19 protein-coding genes are annotated in these 15,890 nt (G+C 71.0%); 6 read left to right on the plus strand and 13 right to left on the minus strand.

The window, feature by feature from the left end; translation table 11 throughout:
* Window positions 1-7: 7 nt before the first annotated feature.
* The 4 genes from ABWI07_RS05645 to ABWI07_RS05660 form a co-directional block, all read right to left on the minus strand.
* Window positions 8-502 (minus strand): winged helix-turn-helix transcriptional regulator, encoded by a 495-nt coding sequence (locus ABWI07_RS05645; RefSeq protein WP_149262884.1) that lies wholly within the window; start codon window positions 500-502, stop codon window positions 8-10.
* 207 nt (window positions 503-709) lie between these two features.
* Window positions 710-970 carry a peptidoglycan-binding domain-containing protein gene (locus ABWI07_RS05650; RefSeq protein WP_200842248.1) on the minus strand — a complete coding sequence of 87 codons (261 nt, stop codon included), beginning with the start codon at window positions 968-970 and terminating at the stop codon, window positions 710-712.
* A 5-nt stretch (window positions 971-975) separates the two neighbouring features.
* Window positions 976-2,223, minus strand: coding sequence for a hypothetical protein (locus ABWI07_RS05655; protein WP_353817817.1), 1,248 nt, complete (start codon window positions 2,221-2,223; stop codon window positions 976-978).
* Between the two features lie 238 nt (window positions 2,224-2,461).
* Complete coding sequence (locus tag ABWI07_RS05660; RefSeq protein WP_353817818.1) at window positions 2,462-3,490, minus strand: hypothetical protein; 1,029 nt, start codon at window positions 3,488-3,490, stop codon at window positions 2,462-2,464.
* Between the two features lie 203 nt (window positions 3,491-3,693).
* Between ABWI07_RS05660 and ABWI07_RS05665 the strand changes: the two genes are divergently transcribed.
* Entirely contained in the window at window positions 3,694-4,968 is a 1,275-nt protein-coding gene (locus ABWI07_RS05665) for an aspartate kinase (RefSeq protein ID WP_149262887.1), read from the plus strand.
* 200 nt (window positions 4,969-5,168) lie between these two features.
* Window positions 5,169-6,233 carry an aspartate-semialdehyde dehydrogenase gene (locus tag ABWI07_RS05670; protein ID WP_353817994.1) on the plus strand — a complete coding sequence of 355 codons (1,065 nt, stop codon included), beginning with the start codon at window positions 5,169-5,171 and terminating at the stop codon, window positions 6,231-6,233.
* On the opposite strand, the gene ABWI07_RS05675 is transcribed toward ABWI07_RS05670, so the two are convergent.
* The gene (locus tag ABWI07_RS05675; RefSeq protein WP_353817819.1) at window positions 6,223-6,630 is read right to left on the minus strand and encodes a nuclear transport factor 2 family protein; all 408 of its coding nucleotides are present in this window, start codon (window positions 6,628-6,630) and stop codon (window positions 6,223-6,225) included. The two genes, ABWI07_RS05670 and ABWI07_RS05675, sit on opposite strands and share 11 nt — an antisense overlap.
* Before the next feature lie 105 nt (window positions 6,631-6,735).
* Here ABWI07_RS05675 and ABWI07_RS05680 point away from each other — a divergent pair, with 105 nt between their 5' ends.
* Window positions 6,736-7,404: a TetR/AcrR family transcriptional regulator gene (locus ABWI07_RS05680; protein WP_149262889.1), complete on the plus strand. Its 669-nt coding sequence runs from the start codon at window positions 6,736-6,738 to the stop codon at window positions 7,402-7,404.
* On the opposite strand, the gene ABWI07_RS05685 is transcribed toward ABWI07_RS05680, so the two are convergent.
* From ABWI07_RS05685 to ABWI07_RS05695, 3 genes are all read right to left on the minus strand, one after another.
* Window positions 7,382-8,092, minus strand: coding sequence for a hypothetical protein (locus tag ABWI07_RS05685; RefSeq protein ID WP_353817820.1), 711 nt, complete (start codon window positions 8,090-8,092; stop codon window positions 7,382-7,384). The genes ABWI07_RS05680 and ABWI07_RS05685 overlap by 23 nt on opposite strands.
* Before the next feature lie 156 nt (window positions 8,093-8,248).
* Window positions 8,249-10,012, minus strand: coding sequence for a S9 family peptidase (locus tag ABWI07_RS05690; RefSeq protein WP_353817821.1), 1,764 nt, complete (start codon window positions 10,010-10,012; stop codon window positions 8,249-8,251).
* Window positions 10,013-10,084: 72 nt separating this feature from the next.
* Complete coding sequence (locus ABWI07_RS05695; RefSeq protein WP_353817822.1) at window positions 10,085-10,465, minus strand: hypothetical protein; 381 nt, start codon at window positions 10,463-10,465, stop codon at window positions 10,085-10,087.
* 63 nt (window positions 10,466-10,528) lie between these two features.
* On the opposite strand from ABWI07_RS05695, the gene ABWI07_RS05700 reads away from it, so the two are divergent.
* On the plus strand, window positions 10,529-11,005 hold the full coding sequence (locus ABWI07_RS05700; RefSeq protein WP_149262892.1) for a MarR family winged helix-turn-helix transcriptional regulator: 477 nt from the start codon (window positions 10,529-10,531) through the stop codon (window positions 11,003-11,005).
* Window positions 11,006-11,012: 7 nt separating this feature from the next.
* Here ABWI07_RS05700 and ABWI07_RS05705 read toward each other — a convergent pair whose 3' ends face one another.
* Window positions 11,013-11,894: a serine hydrolase gene (locus ABWI07_RS05705; RefSeq protein ID WP_353817823.1), complete on the minus strand. Its 882-nt coding sequence runs from the start codon at window positions 11,892-11,894 to the stop codon at window positions 11,013-11,015.
* A 68-nt stretch (window positions 11,895-11,962) separates the two neighbouring features.
* Window positions 11,963-12,736, minus strand: coding sequence for a MerR family transcriptional regulator (locus tag ABWI07_RS05710; RefSeq protein ID WP_235037210.1), 774 nt, complete (start codon window positions 12,734-12,736; stop codon window positions 11,963-11,965).
* A gap of 125 nt (window positions 12,737-12,861) precedes the next feature.
* Here ABWI07_RS05710 and ABWI07_RS05715 point away from each other — a divergent pair, with 125 nt between their 5' ends.
* Window positions 12,862-13,104 (plus strand): hypothetical protein, encoded by a 243-nt coding sequence (locus ABWI07_RS05715; protein WP_149262894.1) that lies wholly within the window; start codon window positions 12,862-12,864, stop codon window positions 13,102-13,104.
* Window positions 13,105-13,119: 15 nt separating this feature from the next.
* Here ABWI07_RS05715 and ABWI07_RS05720 read toward each other — a convergent pair whose 3' ends face one another.
* The 3 genes from ABWI07_RS05720 to ABWI07_RS05730 all read right to left on the minus strand — a co-directional run bounded on the left by ABWI07_RS05720 (window position 13,120) and on the right by ABWI07_RS05730 (window position 14,599).
* Window positions 13,120-13,263: a hypothetical protein gene (locus tag ABWI07_RS05720; RefSeq protein ID WP_160161104.1), complete on the minus strand. Its 144-nt coding sequence runs from the start codon at window positions 13,261-13,263 to the stop codon at window positions 13,120-13,122.
* Window positions 13,264-13,277: 14 nt separating this feature from the next.
* Window positions 13,278-13,550, minus strand: a complete 273-nt coding sequence (locus ABWI07_RS05725) for a hypothetical protein (protein ID WP_353817824.1) — start codon at window positions 13,548-13,550, stop codon at window positions 13,278-13,280.
* A 158-nt stretch (window positions 13,551-13,708) separates the two neighbouring features.
* Window positions 13,709-14,599, minus strand: a complete 891-nt coding sequence (locus ABWI07_RS05730) for a LysR family transcriptional regulator (protein ID WP_149262896.1) — start codon at window positions 14,597-14,599, stop codon at window positions 13,709-13,711.
* A gap of 87 nt (window positions 14,600-14,686) precedes the next feature.
* Between ABWI07_RS05730 and ABWI07_RS05735 the strand changes: the two genes are divergently transcribed.
* The gene (locus tag ABWI07_RS05735; protein WP_353817826.1) at window positions 14,687-15,805 is read left to right on the plus strand and encodes a pyridoxal-phosphate dependent enzyme; all 1,119 of its coding nucleotides are present in this window, start codon (window positions 14,687-14,689) and stop codon (window positions 15,803-15,805) included.
* Window positions 15,806-15,890 lie beyond the last annotated feature (85 nt).

Consider the following 15,890-nt stretch of genomic DNA (forward strand, 5'->3'; position numbering starts at 1 on the left):
AGTGAGGTCAGCGCCGGTAGGCGAGGACGTCATGGGCGACGGCGTCCCGTTCGGCCGCCTCCTGCTCCGCCGCCTGCCGTTCGGCTTCGATCCGGGCGTCATAGGCGGTCCGAGCTGCGGCGATCGCGCTCTGGTGCTGCTCCGTCCACACCACGAGCGACCGGATCGTGTCGTGCAGGGTCGCGCCCATCGGCGTGAGCGCGTAGTCGACGCGCGGCGGGACGGTCGGATGGACGGTGCGGCTGACGAGCCCGTCCCGTTCGAGGTGCCGGAGCGTCCGCGCGAGCATCCGCTGGCTGATGCCGTCGATCCGGCGGCGCAACTCGGTGAAGCGCAGGGACCGCTGGTCCAGCAGAGCGATGACGAGCAGGGACCACTTGTCGGCGATGCGGTCGAGGATCTGCCGGACCTCGCAGTCGTTGCGGGTGTCCCACTGCAGAACGTCCTCGTCGGCGGCGGTGACCCCGCAGCAACCCGGGGACGCGAAAGTTCCGTCTTCCATGCTCACTCATGGTGTCGGACGCTCCAGCCGGTAACAAGAGATAACCGACACCCACCAGGAGAACCGGCGCCTCGGCTGAGAGGACCCGGTTCACGCCCACATCCGCGCCCCGCATGGACCTCGATCAGGGCCCGCCGGGCCTGGGATCAGTCCTCGTGGCAACGGGCGTGCCGTGGTCGGTACGCCCGTTGTGTGAGCGGAAGGATGCTATGTGATCGGCGCCTTCCAGGTCGCCTCCCAGGTCTGGGGTCCGACGATGCCGTCGGCGTTCAGCCCCTTCTCCTTCTGGAAGGCTATGCAGACCTCCTCCGAGTGGGTGCCGTAGATGCCGTCGACCGCAAGGCTCGTCCAGCCGCGCTGGCGCATCTTGTCCTGCCAGGTGCGGACGTCGTCACCCTTCATCAGGGCGAGGAACCGCCCTGGCCACGGCGGAGCCTGCACGGCTGCCTGAACACTCTGATCAGTCACGTTGATCACCTCATCGTGGATTGTGTGAACAACCGTTTGTCCGCTTCGGTGGGCTGCCGGTAGCCGTTGCTACTCGGTGGCGGCACCGGTGCCGACCCGGGGGTCGTTGCCATCGCCTGCGTAACGGCGACCTCCCGTGGCGTCTTTGGATCGGGGGTCCCGTGCACGCGTTCCAGCACTTGGCGGCCCTGCTTGTCCACGAAGTTGGTGAACAGTTCCTGCGAGTAACCGAACAGCACCGCCCAGGCGATGATCTGGCCCGATGTGTCGAGGGCAGTCAGTCCCGGGACGACCTCGCCTCGCAGGAGCATGAGCCCGAGCACGGCCACAAGTGCCCCGGTGGGAAGTTTCAGGAAGGCCAGTGCCACGGGAATACCGTAGGAGGTCGCGGAGCCCTGGACTTTCCGTAGAGCGGCTGCCGCTGCGATACAGGCCGCGGTCACTCCAGCGATCTCGACGATGGCGTAGTCCCCTGGCGAGGCCACCGAGCCGGGCGAATTCGGAGGCGGCGGGCTGACGGTCTGGCTGGGACACGCGACCTTGTTGAAGGGTGTGAAACAAAGGGGAACGGCCGACTTCCAGATGGCCCCGGCCACGGCGATGGCGACCGCGAGGCAGGAAAGGCCGAGCGCCGTCATCCAAACGATACGCGCAAAGTTCACGGCGCGCAGCCTCTCCTTCAGAGAGGCCTCGCGAGCGGCATCGACCGCGTCCAGCACGGTCGACAGTTCCGGGACGAGGTGCGCGGAGTGGTCGGCGCCGCGCGTCACCGGCCACCAGTGGTGGCGGCCTGCTCCATTGTGGGCGGCGCGGTGCGCCGAGTGCGCCTTCTGCAACTCCAACGCGGCCTTCTCGGCGGCGACCCGATGGGTGTCGTTCGCAGGAAGATGCTGCTCGATGATGGCTAGTTGGTCCGCCAGGTGGGGTACGAGGTCCTCAGGGGACAGAGTCCGCAACCACATGGTGCGTGCGGAATTGACGTGCATCTGCGCCGCGTCCACCTGTGCCGTCGTCCGACCTCGAGGATTCTCGTCGGCGTTGATGACGCGGCGCGCATTGTTCAACGCCAAACTGGCATTGGAGATTAGTTGTCTATGCTCTGAGGAGTGAAAAGTTGCAGCCTTGGAGGGCAACTGAGCAGCCAACTCTAGGACGTTCGCCTTCACTCCCTCACAGAGCACCCAGTTGGATTTTTCGCGAATTCTTTTAATTAGCCAGAACTTGTACTTCTCTCGTAGTCTGCGGCGCCACATTCGTATCCTTCCCTTCGGCATGGCACTCTCTGCACCGCCCTGAGGGTCAGGCTATTCGCGTGCGACGGCCGTCGCGATCCATGGCGTTTACATATTGGCCCATGGCCGTTCAAATCGCCCGAAGCGGCAAGCGTGCACGTCGAGCGTGCCTGCCTCGCCCCGCCTGGCCGGGCTCTGTTCCGCGTGCTTCGTGCAGGGCCCGGCCGTCTTCTGGGGTGGTTTCCGGTGGTCGTCGGCGTCAGTCCTGGATGGTGATCTCGGTGGTCACCGGGGCGGGGCCGAGGACCCAGGTGGCGGTGATCTTGACCTTCGTTCCGATCGGGGTCGACGGGTCCACCTGGATGGGGAAGGTCCGGCCGAGTTCGGAGGACGACAGCTGCAGTTCCGGCGGGACGGTGACGCCCGGCGTGTCGCTAGTCAGCTTGATCACGGCGCCGAAGGGGTGCCAGATGTCGCCGAGCCCCACCACGCCGTAGTTCGGCCAGTAGCCGGACTTGTTGCGGATCTCCCTCACAGTGCCCACGGAGAACTTCTTGGGGGTCCCGATCAGGCTGGAGGTCGCCTTGTCGTTGCCGAGGTCCGCCGTCATCTGGACGTACCGCGGGTTCTGGTCGGTCGAGACGCTGATCGGGAAGGTGGCGCCGGTGGCGCCGGCGGGCACGACGACGTACGGCGCGGAGTAGGCGGTGTCGTTCCAGACCGGGTTGTTGCGGATGTCGACGGCGAGCCCGCCCACGGGCGCGGGGGACTTGATCTGCACGGTGCCGGTCACCGTCGTGCCGGTCAAGGCGATCGCCTGCCCGTACTGCTGCTTCACCCAGAAGCCCGTCACCACCTGCTCGCGCCAGTCCGGCGGCTCGACGGTGATCGCGGTCCGCGCCGCGGTCCCGTTGGCGGACGCCTCCAGGGACGTGACGGTCGTCGTGTCCTCCGACTGCACCCGGATCGGGAAGGTGACGGACCGCTGCCCCTCCGGCACGGTGACCTTGCGCCCGGTCGACCTGGCGTAGTTGGGGTCCTCGAACTCGTTCAGGTCGCGTAGCGCGACGACGGTGCCTCCGGCGGGCGCGGGCTCGGTCAACGTGACCTTCTGGAGCGCCTCCTCGCCGGCGCTGATGGTGGACGGTGAGACGCTCGTCGACTCGACGGCGGTGGTGGCCGCCTGCGCCGCGAGGGGTGTCGCGAGGCCGAACAGGAGCGGCGCGGCGGTCAGCACGGCGACGCGACGGCCCACGGCCGCCTTGGAGAGGTTTGCCATGAGCCCCATCCAATGATCATGGACTGCCGACCGCCAGGTCAGGAAGCCGCACGTCAGACACTCGTAATAAGCGGTCGGGCCGGGACGAGGAGGACGGGGGGCGGGGTGCGCGCGGGGGTTGGGCGGACGGTTACCTGGTCGTGATCCGGTGTGTCCGGCTCTGTAGACTCGACGAGCAGAACGCCTGACCCCGATCCGAGGAGCGCCCACCCGTGGCTCTTGTCGTGCAGAAGTACGGTGGCTCCTCCGTCGCCGACGCCGAAGGCGTCAAGCGGGTCGCCCAGCGCATCGTCGCGACGAAGAAGGCGGGCAACGACGTGGTCGTCGTGGTCTCCGCCATGGGCGACACGACGGATGACCTCATCGACATGGCCAAGCAGGTCAGCCCCCTGCCGCCCGCCCGTGAGCTGGACATGCTGCTCACCGCCGGCGAGCGGATCTCGATGGCGCTGCTGGCCATGGCCATCGCGAACCTGGGCCACGAGGCCCGCTCGTTCACCGGCTCCCAGGCCGGTGTGATCACCGACGGCTCGCATGGCAAAGCCAAGATCATCGATGTGACGCCGGGACGGATCCGGACCGCGCTGGACGAGGGCTCGATCTGCATCGTGGCCGGGTTCCAGGGCGTCTCGCAGGGGACCAAGGACATCACGACGCTCGGCCGCGGCGGGTCCGACACCACGGCCGTCGCGCTCGCGGCGGCGCTGGACGCCGACGTCTGCGAGATCTACTCCGACGTCGACGGCGTCTTCACCGCCGACCCGCGCATCGTGGCCGCCGCCCGCAAGATCCCGAAGATCTCCTACGAGGAGATGCTGGAGATGGCGGCCAGCGGGGCGAAGATCCTGCATCTGCGCTGCGTGGAGTACGCGCGCCGCTACAACATCCCGATCCATGTGCGGTCCTCGTTCAGTCAGAAGGTGGGCACGTGGGTCGTCGACAGCAGCGAGATCGAAGGACAGGACATGGAGCAGGCGATCATCTCCGGCGTCGCGCACGACCGGAGCGAGGCCAAGATCACCGTGGTGGGGGTGCCGGACAAGGTCGGTGAGGCCGCCACGATCTTCACGGTGCTGTCCGAGGCCGAGATCAACATCGACATGATCGTGCAGAACGTGTCGGCGGCGTCCACCGGGCGGACCGACATCTCCTTCACGCTGCCGTCCACGGACGGGCAGAGCGCGCTCACCGCGCTGAACAAGCTGAAGGAGAAGATCGGCTTCGAGTCGCTGCGCTACGACGACCGCATCGGCAAGGTGTCGCTGATCGGCGCCGGGATGCGCTCGCACCCGGGCGTCACCGCGTCGCTGTTCAGCGCGATCGCCGAGGCCGGCGTGAACATCGAGATGATCTCCACCTCGGAGATCCGGATCTCGGTCGTCGTCGCCCAGGACGACATCGACACCGCGGTCGCCGCCGCGCACCGCGCGTTCGACCTGGACGCCGAGCAGGTCGAGGCCGTCGTCTACGGCGGCACCGGCCGCTGACCGCACGCCTCAGCGGGCCGCACGGACTCCGTGCGGCCCGCTTTGTCTTGTTCGTCCTGTGGCGCGTGACGCTGACGCCGCGCGTGGGCGGTGGCAGGGTCTTTTAGGGAACCGGCCGCATTCCCAGGGAGTTGGACGTGCGGACACGACTCGACGGCGAGAGGGTGGGTGCGACCATGGCCCTGACTGCCCGCGGCGCGATGACCAGGGGAACGGGCGGGCCGACGCTCGCCGTCGTCGGCGCCACGGGGGCCGTCGGGTCCGTCATGCTCGACCTGCTGTCCACCCGCCGCGACGTGTACGGGGAGATCCGGCTGGTCGCCTCGCCCCGGTCGGCGGGACGGACGCTGCCGCTGCGCGGGGCCGACGTCGAGGTCGCGCCGCTGGCACCGGAGGTGTTCGACGGCGTCGACATCGCGATGTTCGCCGTGCCGGACGACGTGGCCGCCCGCTGGGTGCCGATCGCGACGAAGCGCGGCGCCGTGGCGGTCGACAACTCCGGCGCGTTCCGGATGGCACCGGACGTCCCGCTCGTCGTCCCGGAGGTGAACCCGGAGCGGGTGCGCCGGCGGCCGCGCGGGATCGTCGCGAGCCCGAGCTGCACGACGCTGTCGATGATCACGGTGGTCGGGGCGCTGCACCGCCGGTACGGGCTGCGCGAGCTCGTCGTCTCGTCCTACCAGGCGGCGTCGGGCGCCGGGCTGGAGGGCGTCGGCACGCTGTACGAGCAGATGGAGAAGGTCGGCGGCGACCGGACGCTCGGCAACCGCGCGGGCGACCTGCGCTGCGCGGTCGGCGAGTTCGGACCGTTCCCGGCGCCGCTCGCGATGAACGTGGTCCCGTGGGCGGGCGAGGTGCGCGACGGCGGCTGGAGCTCCGAGGAGCTCCAGATCCGGAACGAGTCGCGGAAGGTGCTCGGCCTGCGCGACCTGCGGGTGACGGCGACGTGCGTCCGCGTCCCGGTGGTGACGGGTCACTCGCTGTCGGTCCACGCGGTGTTCGAGGAGCGGGTCGACCAGCGGGAGGCGCAGGCCGTCCTCGCCGGGTCGCCCGGCGTCGTCCTCTGCGACAACCCGGAGACGCAGGAGTTCCCGACCCCGGCGGACGTGGTCGGCACCGATCCCGCCTGGGTGGGACGGGTGCGGCGCTCGCTGGACGACCCGAAGGCGCTCGACCTCTTCCTCTGCGGCGACAACCTGCGCAACGGCGCCGCGCTCAACACGGCCCAGGTCGCCGAGCTGGTCGCCGCCGAGCTCACCCCCTGAGCGCCGCGAGGACGGCGGCGGTGTCCAGGTAGAACGGGCGGAACTCGCTGACCAGCCCGTCCCGGACCGTGATCCACTGCAGCACGGAGGTCTCCACCTCCCGTCCGGTCGCGCGGGCCCGGAAGACGCAGTCGTTGCGGACAGCGACCGTGTCGCCGTCCACCGCGCAGTGCTGCTCGCGGAACGTCAGCTCCGACCACGCCTCGCTCATCACGGCCATGAAGCGCTCCATGCCGTCGTGGCCGCGCCACGTCCCGCCGTAGGGGAGGCTGGGCGCCTGGTACATCGCGACGTCCGGGGCGAGGTGGGCGGCCATCACGGAGAAGTCCCCCTTGCCGGGGCCGCCCGCGGCCAGGTAGTCGGCCTCCGCGGCGTAGAAGCATTCGAGGGTTTCCAAAGTGTTGATCATGCCTCGTGAACACCGGTACGGGGCGCCGGGTTGCGGCGCGCGCCGGATCGTGGCATGAGCGGTCGGCCGCACTCGGGCTTTAGGGTGGCAGTCGTGACCGAGACGAAGGCCGTGAAGTCCGAGCAGACGCGCGCCCTGATCGTCGAGACGGCGCTGCGCCTGTTCCGGGAGCGGGGATACGAGCAGACGACGATGCGGGCGATCGCCAAGGAGGCGGGTGTCTCGGTCGGCAACGCCTACTACTACTTCGGCTCCAAGGAAGAGCTGATCCAGGCCTACTACGACGAACTGCAGGACGAGCACGTTGCCGCCTGCCGGGCCGTCCTGGAGGCCGAGACCGAGTTCGCGCCGCGGCTGCTGGGCGTCCTGAAGGCCCGGGTCGACACGATGGTCCCGTACCACGAGTTCGCCGGGAAGTTCTTCAAGTTCGCCGCCGAGCCGACCAGCCCGCTCAACCCGTTCAGCGCCGAGTCCGGGCCCGCCCGCGATTCGGCGGTGGCGATCTACCGCGAGGTCGTCGAGGGCTCCGATCTGAAGATCGACAAGGAGTTCCGGGCGGAGCTCCCCGAGCTGCTGTGGATCTACTCGATGGGCATCGTGCTGTACTGGGTGCACGACAGCTCGCCCGGCTGCCGCAAGACCTACCTGCTCGTCGAGCGGACGGTCCCGCTGGTCAACCGCATGGTCGCGATGTCGCGCATCCCCGGCTTCAAGTCGGTGACCCGCGAGCTGGTGGGCATCATCCGCGAGGTCCGCGCCTGACCAGGATGTCCCAGTGGTCCTTCTCGCGGGCGAAGACGACGCCCTCGGGGGACCGGTAGAGCCGCGCGCCGTCGCCCCGCACGCCGGTGAACGGGTAGCGCCGCACCGCGCGGTCGACGCAGTCCCCGGTCGCGATGTCGGCCTTGTAGCCGTTCGCGTGGCTGTACGTCCCGCCCGCGTGGCCGTGCTCGGTGCCGCCCGTGACGGTGACCTCGCAGCCGCTCGACTCCGCGAACGCGATCAGCGCCCTGATCGTCCCCCACCGCATTCCATCGAACGACGTGCAGGTCCGGACCGTCCGGTCGGAGCAGTCTCCGGTGGAGCGCCACCCGATGCCGCTCGCGCGCAGCGCGTACTCGGCCATCTGCTGGTCCATGCGCAGCGAGTTCGGCGCGTCCGGCAGGGCATCCCGTGGCGGGACGCTGCGTTTTCGCGAGGCCCGCAAGACGGTCCGGGCCGTGCGCCTGCGCGGAGCCGCGGCCGCCGGAGCGAGCAGCCGCTCGGCCGGGGACGCTGGTCCGGCGGCCGCCGCGGGCGGCGAGCCGGAACGGGCATGGGGCGCGGCGTGCGCGCCGGGTGAGGCGAGCGCGAGCATCGTCGCGGTGATGGCCAGCGCGGTCGCCCTGGCGGCCAGACGGAACGCCGGGTGGCGGGATATGTCGGGCGCCCGCCGGCACTCGGCCGGCATGGCGCACTGGATGCTGCATGGCCGTGGCATGTGCGGTCCCCCCGATAGGTGATGTCGGGGGGTGCCGATGTCAGGTGCGGCCGATCGAGGGATGCCCGAGGTCTCGATCTTGTAAACCCGGGACGGGCGGAACGGCCCGCCCGCCCCGGGGATAGATCACGACATGCCGAGATGTTTCCGAGCGAAGCCGATCTCGGCGGCCATCTGGGTGATGCGCTCCTCCACGACGAGCGAGCCGTGGCCCGCGTCGTACCGGTACACCTCGTGCGGTCTCCCCAGCTCGGCGAGCCGCCCCAGGTAGTTGTCGATCTGCCGGATGGGGCAGCGCGGGTCGTTCTCCCCCGCCAGCACCAGCACCGGCGCCCTGACCTGCGCGGCGTAGGTGATGGGGGACGACTCGCGGTACCGCTCCGGGACCTCCTCCGGCGAACCGCCGAACAGGGACCGGTCGAACGCCTGGAGGCTCTCCATCTCGTCCTCGTACGCGGCGACGTAGTCGGCCACGGGGACGGCCGCGACCGCGACGCTCCAGTCGTCCGGCTGCGTGCCAATGCCGAGAAGGGTGAGGAACCCGCCCCACGACCCCCCGGTCAGGACGAGCCGCTCCGGGTCCGCGAGGCCCGACTCCACCGCCCAGTCGCGGACGGCCTTGATGTCCTCCAGCTCGGTGAGGCCGACGCGCCCTTCGATCGCGTCGCGCCATTCGGAGCCGTAACCGGTCGAGCCGCGGTAGTTGACCCGGACGACCGCGAACCCGTGGTCGACCCACGCGGCCACGGTGGGGACGAACGAGTCGTCGTCCTGCGCGGTCGGCCCGCCGTGGACGTCGAACACGGTCGGGTAGGGGCGGTCGCCTTCCGGCTTGCTGACCAGCGCGTGGATGCGTCCGGCCGGACCGTCGACCCACACGTCCTCGACCGGGACGGACGGCGGCGCGGTGGGCCCGGGCGGGGTGAGGACGACCGCGCCGGACGTCGAGCGGATCACCGGCGGCTCGGCGGCGGACGACCAGGAGAACTCGACCGTCCCGTCCGGCCGGACGTCCGCCCCGCCGAGCACCCCGCGCGGTGTGTCGATCCTGGTCAGCGACTCGTCGGCCAGGTCGTAGCGGTAGAGCTCGTCGCGCGCCTCGTACGAGTGGGAGACCAGCAGCGCCGCCCCGTCCGGGTACCAGGTCGCGCCGACCTCGCCGGGCAGGTCGAGGACGATCTCCTGCTCGGTGCCGGCGACCGGGTCCCAGATGAGCATCTCTTCCCGGCCGCGCCGCTCGTGGTTCACCAGGAGCCGCGAATCACCGTCGACCGGAGCGAACCCGGCGCCGTAGACGCCCTTGCCCGGTCCGTCCCAGAGGTCGGCGACCGGGGAGCCGTCCTGCCGCATGACGCGCAGGGCCATGTGACGGCTGTCGCCGTGCTCGCTGTGCCCGATCGCGACCAGCGACTCGTCCCGCGAGAGGCCGGCGACGTGGGCGTCCTCGGCGTGGTGGTAGAGGACCTCCGGCGCCGCCCCCGGCCGGCAGAGGTAGACGGTGTTGCCCTCCTCGGTCGTCCGGCCGACCACGGCGAGGCCGCTGCGTCCCAGCGCCAGCCCGGACGGATACGCCGGCTCCAGCTCGGGAACGGCCGGAGCGCTCTCGGTCTCCCCGAACGGCACGCGCTTCCACACGCCGAACTCGTCCCCGTCCGTGTCGGCGAACCACCACACCCATTCGCCGGTCGGGTCGATGGTGCCGTACCACGTCCCGTTGGGCCGGTCGGTCACCTGGCGCTGCTCACCCGACTCGCGGTCCCAGGAGTAGACCTCCCAGGTCCCGCTCAGGTTCGAGCGGTAGATGCTGCGGCTCGGGGCGTCACGCGCCCAACGGGGCAGGCTAATCCGGGCGGCCCGGAAACGCGCCTTCCAGCGCTCGTCGTCGACCATCCCCCCAGTATCCCGGAGCCCCCCGGCAGGATCACGGGGATAAATCCCCAAGCCCCCAGGCCGTTGACGGGGTCAGGGGGCGGGGACGCCGGCCACGAAGGTGCGTTCCTGGGGGGAGGGCACCAACTCCACCGTGGTGCCGGGGCGGAAGTCCTCGCCGAGGACGGTGGTGATCGCGTCGGTGAGGCCGGCGGCGAGGGAGGCCATGATCTCGGGGGCGTCGGGGCGGTCGAAGGCGGCTGCGCGGACGCCCATGACCAGGGAGGCGTTCGTGTCCACGGCCTTGCCGCCCTGGGCGAGGCGGCCCGCCGGGACGCCGGACAGGTGGACGGTCGCCAGGTCGCGGGCCCACTCGCCGTAGACGCCGACGATCGCCTCGGTCAGGGCGGTGACGAGCTCGGATTCCCTGCCCGCCAGCTTGTCTTCTGGCAGGTGGGCGGTCAGGTGCGGCACAGTGGTCCCCGTTCTCTTTGAACCTAAAAGCTTTGATTGCAAAGGTACTTGTGGAGGGTGCCGATGTCCACCGAACCGGGCGGTCCGGCCGTCGACGAGGCCGTCCGCGCCCTGCTGCTGCTCATGCCGCGCATCGTCGGACGCGCCAAGCGCCTGCCCATTCCCCCGGCGCTCCAGGGCCTCGACCTGGCGCCGCGCCATCTCGCGCTGCTCGCCCATCTGGAGTACGACGGCCCGGCAGGCGTCAACGAGCTCGCGGCCCGGTTGGAGGTCGCCCCGACGACCGTGAGCCTCATGGTGAGCGAAATGTCGCGGCTGGGCGTCCTGGAGCGCACCGCCGACCCGGCCGACCGGCGCCGCCGCATCGTCGCCATCGCCCCCGACTTCGCCGTGCCGATCGGTGAATGGCTCTCCGGCAGCGCCTCCGCCTGGGAGCGCGTCATGCGCGGTCTGGCCCCCGTCGAACGGGCCACGGTCCTCAACGCCCTGCGCGCCTACGAGGCCGCCTTGGAGCAGAGCCTCGATCGGGAGTCGTCGTAGGGGCTGGTCAGCGGGCCTTGTTCTTCCGTGGCCGGGACGGGTGGTGCCTGGGGGAGGCCGGGCGCTTCGACGAGTTCAGGGTCCAGTGGACGGCGCGGGCGACGCGCTCGATCGTGCTGATCCCGTAGGCCATGGACGGGGTGTCCTGGGTGAGGACCGCGATCATGTAGTCCTCGCCGTCCCCGTCGAAGCTGCCGATGCTGTGGACGCGCCAGTGTCCCCCGGGACGTGGCAGCCAGCCGTTCTTCACATGCCAGGTCACGTCGGCGGGGTGCCCGGCGGGGGTGCCCCATCGCTGCGCCGGGACGACCTCGTGCATCAGCCTCAGCGCGTACGCGCGGGCCTTGGCGGGCAGGAGCGCGTTCGGTGCGGTGAGCCGCTCCAGCAGCTTGATCTCGTCGTGCGCGGTGATCTGGGTGAGGCCCCAGCGGCCGCCGGGGTCCGGCTCGGTCTGCGTCATTTCGGCGCGGTCGAGGAAGCGGGCCATCCGGGCGTGTCCCACCGAGCGCCACAGGGCGGAGGCCGCGCCGTTGTCCGAGCGAGTGATCATCCTGCGGGCCTGCGACTTCTCGTCCGCCGTCAGCGGCCGTTCCTCGTCGACGGCCTGGCGCAGCAGCGCGCCCAGGATCGTGACCTTGACGACGCTCGCCGAGTCGTAGTGCCGTCCGGCCGCGACCGCGCAGCGGATGCCGCGCACCCGGTCGTACACGGCGACCGACTCGATGCCGGCGCGGCCGCGCAGCGCCTGCCTGATCCGGGTGCCGAGCCGGTCGGCGGCCTTCGGGGACCGGGACGACGAGCAGGGCCCGTCCGGGGCCGCGGCCCGAGCGGGCGCGGCGACCGGCATCAGGGCGGCCGCGAGTGCGAGCGCGGCGATGGAACGTGACACACGGCCACGCTAAGGATCAGGGGCGCGGGGCCGCGGCGTCCGCCGGCCGGGGTCCGGTAAAGATCGGATCAGGGAGTGGTCAGCCGGCCGAGCAGCTCGTCGATCGCGGCGCGGACCTGCCGGTCCATGGCCCGCGCGAACCCGGCCTCGACCGTGACCTGGGCCCCCGGGCGCAGCCGGGCGATGGTGTCGGTGAGGGCCCCGAGGTGCCGGTCGTCGACGGCCTCGTCCAGGCGCCCGACGACATGCGTCGTGATCAGCCGGACGAACATCGCGGCGAGGTCGTCCATGCTGCGCTGGAGCTCCTGGCCCGCCGACAGCACGGCGTCCAGCGGAACCCCGGCGCGGACGAGCGTCACGGTCGCGTCGAGCTGGCGGCGGCTCCAGTGGGTGACGCGGTCGCCGTCCACCTCGATGTGGCCGAGCTCGACGGCCCGCGCGACGGACTCCGGGCCGACCTCGCCGGGGAAGAGCGCGGCCAGCTCGTCCAGCGTCATCGTCACCGGGACCTCGTTCGACCACGGGGTCGTGACCGCCTTCTCGACGCCGAGGACGGCGCCGATGTCGCGGCCCTGCTCCCACGCCGCGAGCAGCTCGCGGATGCCCTCCAGGGTGTGCCCGCGGTCCAGCAGGTTCCCGATCATGCGGAGGCGGGCGAGGTGGTCCTCGGAGTACAGGCCGATGCGTCCCTCGCGCCGGGGCGGGGGCAGCAGCTTGCGCTCCTGGTAGTAGCGCAGGGTCCGGACCGGGACCCCCGCGGCCTTGGCGAGTTCGCCGATGCGGTACTCGCGGGCGCCGGCGCCGGCATGGCCGCCCTGTTCCTCCGTCGGCTCTTCGGTCACGGCGGCCAGCATAGTTCGCGGCCGGACCCGGCCACGTCCCGTCTCGCACGGCGAGGGAACGCGTGCGCGTTCGCGCACGTCAGATCCCCCGTCGTCATCGACGACCCCTGACAGAGAGGCGAAAGATGTTGAGAACCCGTTCCGCGGCCCTCGCGCTCGTCGGCCTGGTCGCCGCGTTCGGGCTGACGGCCTGCGGTCAGGACCGCTGGTGCGAGCACGACGCGACCGACACGAAGGTCAGCGACCGCTTCTGCAAGAACAACACCCCCGGGTACGAGTGGGAGTCGGACGGCGGCGGCCACAAGAAGAAGCACTCGACGAAGCACAAGACGAGCAAGACGAGCAAGAAGACCAAGTCGCGCCACTGACCCCCTGGGCGCCGGCTACGTGACGCGCCGCACGGTCCTGGTGCGGCGCTGCCGGCGCCGGGGCGTCTCGTCGGCCGCGCGGGGCGCGTCGGCGGCGAGCAGGTCGGCGAGCGAGCGCGGGAGGATGTCCTCGCGGCGGTCGGCGAACGGTGAGCGCATGGTCCCTCCCGGGGTCAGGCGGCGGTGGTCAGGTCGGGATAGGCCTCGTACACGGTGGTGAGGGCCCAGCGCATCCGGGCCGTGAAGGTCTCGGGGTGGTCGCCCGCCTCCTGGGCGACGGCGGCGACCCACGCGGAGCTGTCCCCGCCGCAGGCCCCGAACCGGTCGTCGATCGCCGTGCGGACCTGCTCGGCGGAGGGGTGGTCGGACGCCTGCAGCGGGGAGGTGAACAGGATCTCGGCGAGGTCGGACGCGGTCATCGGCATGGTGCTCGGCGTGGTCGACATCGAACTGCCTTCCTGCTGCAGGAGACTTCCTCGTCACCCTTCTCTCTGAGTACGACTCTGCATGCCGCGCGGATTCACCGCCATAGGGGAAAACCCCGATTCTCTACCCCGGCCGATCCTTAGGAGGACGTCGGGAATGCTCCTGACCTGGGCGGATCTCAGGGTCGGGCCGAGAATCCGGCCGCGAGCGCTTCGCGGAAGGCGCGCACGGCCGGGTGCGATCCGCCTCCGCGGCGGGACGCGGTGAACAGGCGCCGCGTCCGGTGCTCCTCCGGCAGCCGGACGACCGGCACGGCGGGCGGGCGGCCCTGCCACACCAGGCCCGGCAGCAGCGCGGCGGCGTGGCCGCGCTCGACCAGCCGCAGGTGCAGCAGCAGGTCCGTCGACTCGAACCGTACATCCGGCTCGAACCCGGCCTCCCGGCACAGCCGCGTCGCCCACCGCCGCGACGCCGTGCCCTCCGGCTCCATCACCCACGGGCTTTCCGCCAGGTCGCGCAGGGCCGCGTCCGGCGTCCGCGGCGGGAGGGCGAGGCGGATCTCGTCCGTCCCGAACTCCTCGTGGTCGACGCCGGCGGGGCGGGGGCTCGGGTCGCCCGGGTACTCCTCGGTGATCACCAGGTCGAAGTCGCGGGCCGGCAGGGCGGGCAGGGCGCTCTCGGGCTCCCGCTGGGTGACCTCGATCCGGAGCCGCGGATGGGCGTCGCGGAGGACGCTGAGCGCGTCGGGGACGAGCGCCAGCGCGGCCGTCTGGAACGCGGCGACCCGCAGGACCCCGGTGATGCCGTGCAGGGACGCGGCGAGGTCGGCCTCCGCCCGTTCGAGGCGCTCCAGCACCGCCTCGGTGTGCGCGACGAGGATCTCGGCCTGCGCGGTCAGCCGGACGCGGCGCCCCACCGGCTCCAGCAGCGGCACCCCCGCCTCCCTCTCCAGCACGGACAGCTGCTGCGAGATCGAGGACGGGCTGTAGGACAGGGCCTCGGCGACGGCGGCGAGCGTCCCCCGGTGCTTCAGCTCGCGCAGGAGCCGGAGCCGGTGCAGGTCCAGCATGAACGCTCCATTCATCGGTATGAATGACGATTATCGCTCGGAAACATTCGCTGGACCGATCGGATGCCGTACGGCACCGTGGTCGCCATGGCCACGGCTCCCGCCTCGCTTGCCCGTTCGTCCTGGTACGCCCGCCCGGCGGCGCGCGACTGGACATGCCCGCCCGCGCCGCGCGACGTCGCCGCCTTCCATCGGACGCTGCCCGGCCACGCCCCGACGCCGCTCGTGGAACTGCCGTCCCTGGCGGCAGAACTCGGCACGCGACGGCTGTTCGTCAAGGACGAGTCGGCGCGCCTCGGGCTGCCCGCCTTCAAGATCCTCGGCGCCTCGTGGGGCGTCCACCGCGGGCTCTGCGACCGCCTGGGCCTCGCGCCTGCGGACACCTCCCTCGCGGCCCTGCGGTCCATGCGGCCGGATGTCCGGCTCGTCACGGCGACGGACGGCAACCACGGGCGCGCGGTCGCGGCGATGGCCCGGCTGCTGGGGCTTCCGGCGGACGTCTTCGTCCCGTACGGCGTCCACCCCGAGGCCGTGGCCGCGATCAAGGCGGAGGGCGCGGCCGTCACCGAGGTACCGGTCCCCTACGACGAGGCCGTGCGGACGGCCGCCGACACCGCGGCGTCCGATCCGTCGGCGCTGCTCGTCCAGGACACGGCCTGGCCCGGCTACGAACGAGTGCCGCAGTGGATCGTCGAGGGCTACTCCACGCTCTTCACCGAGATAGACGAACAACTCGCTGACGCTGGGGCTGCCCCAGCAGGTCTTGTGGCCATTCCAGTGGGAGTTGGGTCGTTGGCCCAGGCGGCTGTGACTCACTACCGCTCCGGACGGTCTGCCCCTACGTTGCTCTCCGTCGAACCCGATGCGGCGCCCTGCGTATTGGCGAGCCTCCATCAGGACAGGCCGCTGACCGTCGAGACGGGATCGACCACAATGGCGGGCCTGAACTGCGCAACTCCGTCGACCCTCGCCTGGCCCGTCCTACACTCCGGCCTGGACGCCGCGGTAGCGGTCACCGACGCGTCCACAGCCCGCGCGGCGCGCGACCTGGCCGCTCTCGGGGTTCCGGCGGGGCCCTGCGGTGCCGCCTCCCTCGCCGGCGCCCGCGCAGCTCTGACACCGGACCGTCGCCCGCTCCTAGCGTCCGGCCACGGGGAGACGATCGTCCTATTGGTCACCGAAGGACGAGCCGCTAATCCCGCTTAGCGATATTTCGCCGAATAGGGCAGCGAATTCGACCTACGCGTCGGTAACATAACCTCACCGCATCCGCCCGGATCGGTGTGCTCTC

It is taken from the genome of Actinomadura sp. NPDC000600 (assembly GCF_040492135.1).
Lineage (GTDB): Bacteria > Actinomycetota > Actinomycetes > Streptosporangiales > Streptosporangiaceae > Spirillospora.

Excerpts from the sequence above, each read along its gene's own strand:
- ABWI07_RS05720 (WP_160161104.1), bottom strand. The coding sequence starts at position 13,263 with ATGCGCTCACCGTTCGCCGACCGCCGCGAGGACATCCTCCCGCGCTCG.
- ABWI07_RS05735 (WP_353817826.1), top strand. The coding sequence starts at position 14,687 with ATGGCCACGGCTCCCGCCTCGCTTGCCCGTTCGTCCTGGTACGCCCGC.
- ABWI07_RS05730 (WP_149262896.1), bottom strand. The coding sequence starts at position 14,599 with ATGCTGGACCTGCACCGGCTCCGGCTCCTGCGCGAGCTGAAGCACCGG.
- ABWI07_RS05655 (WP_353817817.1), bottom strand. The coding sequence starts at position 2,223 with ATGTGGCGCCGCAGACTACGAGAGAAGTACAAGTTCTGGCTAATTAAA.
- ABWI07_RS05645 (WP_149262884.1), bottom strand. The coding sequence starts at position 502 with ATGGAAGACGGAACTTTCGCGTCCCCGGGTTGCTGCGGGGTCACCGCC.
- ABWI07_RS05700 (WP_149262892.1), top strand. The coding sequence starts at position 10,529 with ATGTCCACCGAACCGGGCGGTCCGGCCGTCGACGAGGCCGTCCGCGCC.
- ABWI07_RS05715 (WP_149262894.1), top strand. The coding sequence starts at position 12,862 with ATGTTGAGAACCCGTTCCGCGGCCCTCGCGCTCGTCGGCCTGGTCGCC.
- ABWI07_RS05670 (WP_353817994.1), top strand. The coding sequence starts at position 5,169 with ATGACCAGGGGAACGGGCGGGCCGACGCTCGCCGTCGTCGGCGCCACG.
- ABWI07_RS05685 (WP_353817820.1), bottom strand. The coding sequence starts at position 8,092 with ATGCCGGCCGAGTGCCGGCGGGCGCCCGACATATCCCGCCACCCGGCG.
- ABWI07_RS05690 (WP_353817821.1), bottom strand. The coding sequence starts at position 10,012 with ATGGTCGACGACGAGCGCTGGAAGGCGCGTTTCCGGGCCGCCCGGATT.
- ABWI07_RS05660 (WP_353817818.1), bottom strand. The coding sequence starts at position 3,490 with ATGGGGCTCATGGCAAACCTCTCCAAGGCGGCCGTGGGCCGTCGCGTC.
- ABWI07_RS05725 (WP_353817824.1), bottom strand. The coding sequence starts at position 13,550 with ATGTCGACCACGCCGAGCACCATGCCGATGACCGCGTCCGACCTCGCC.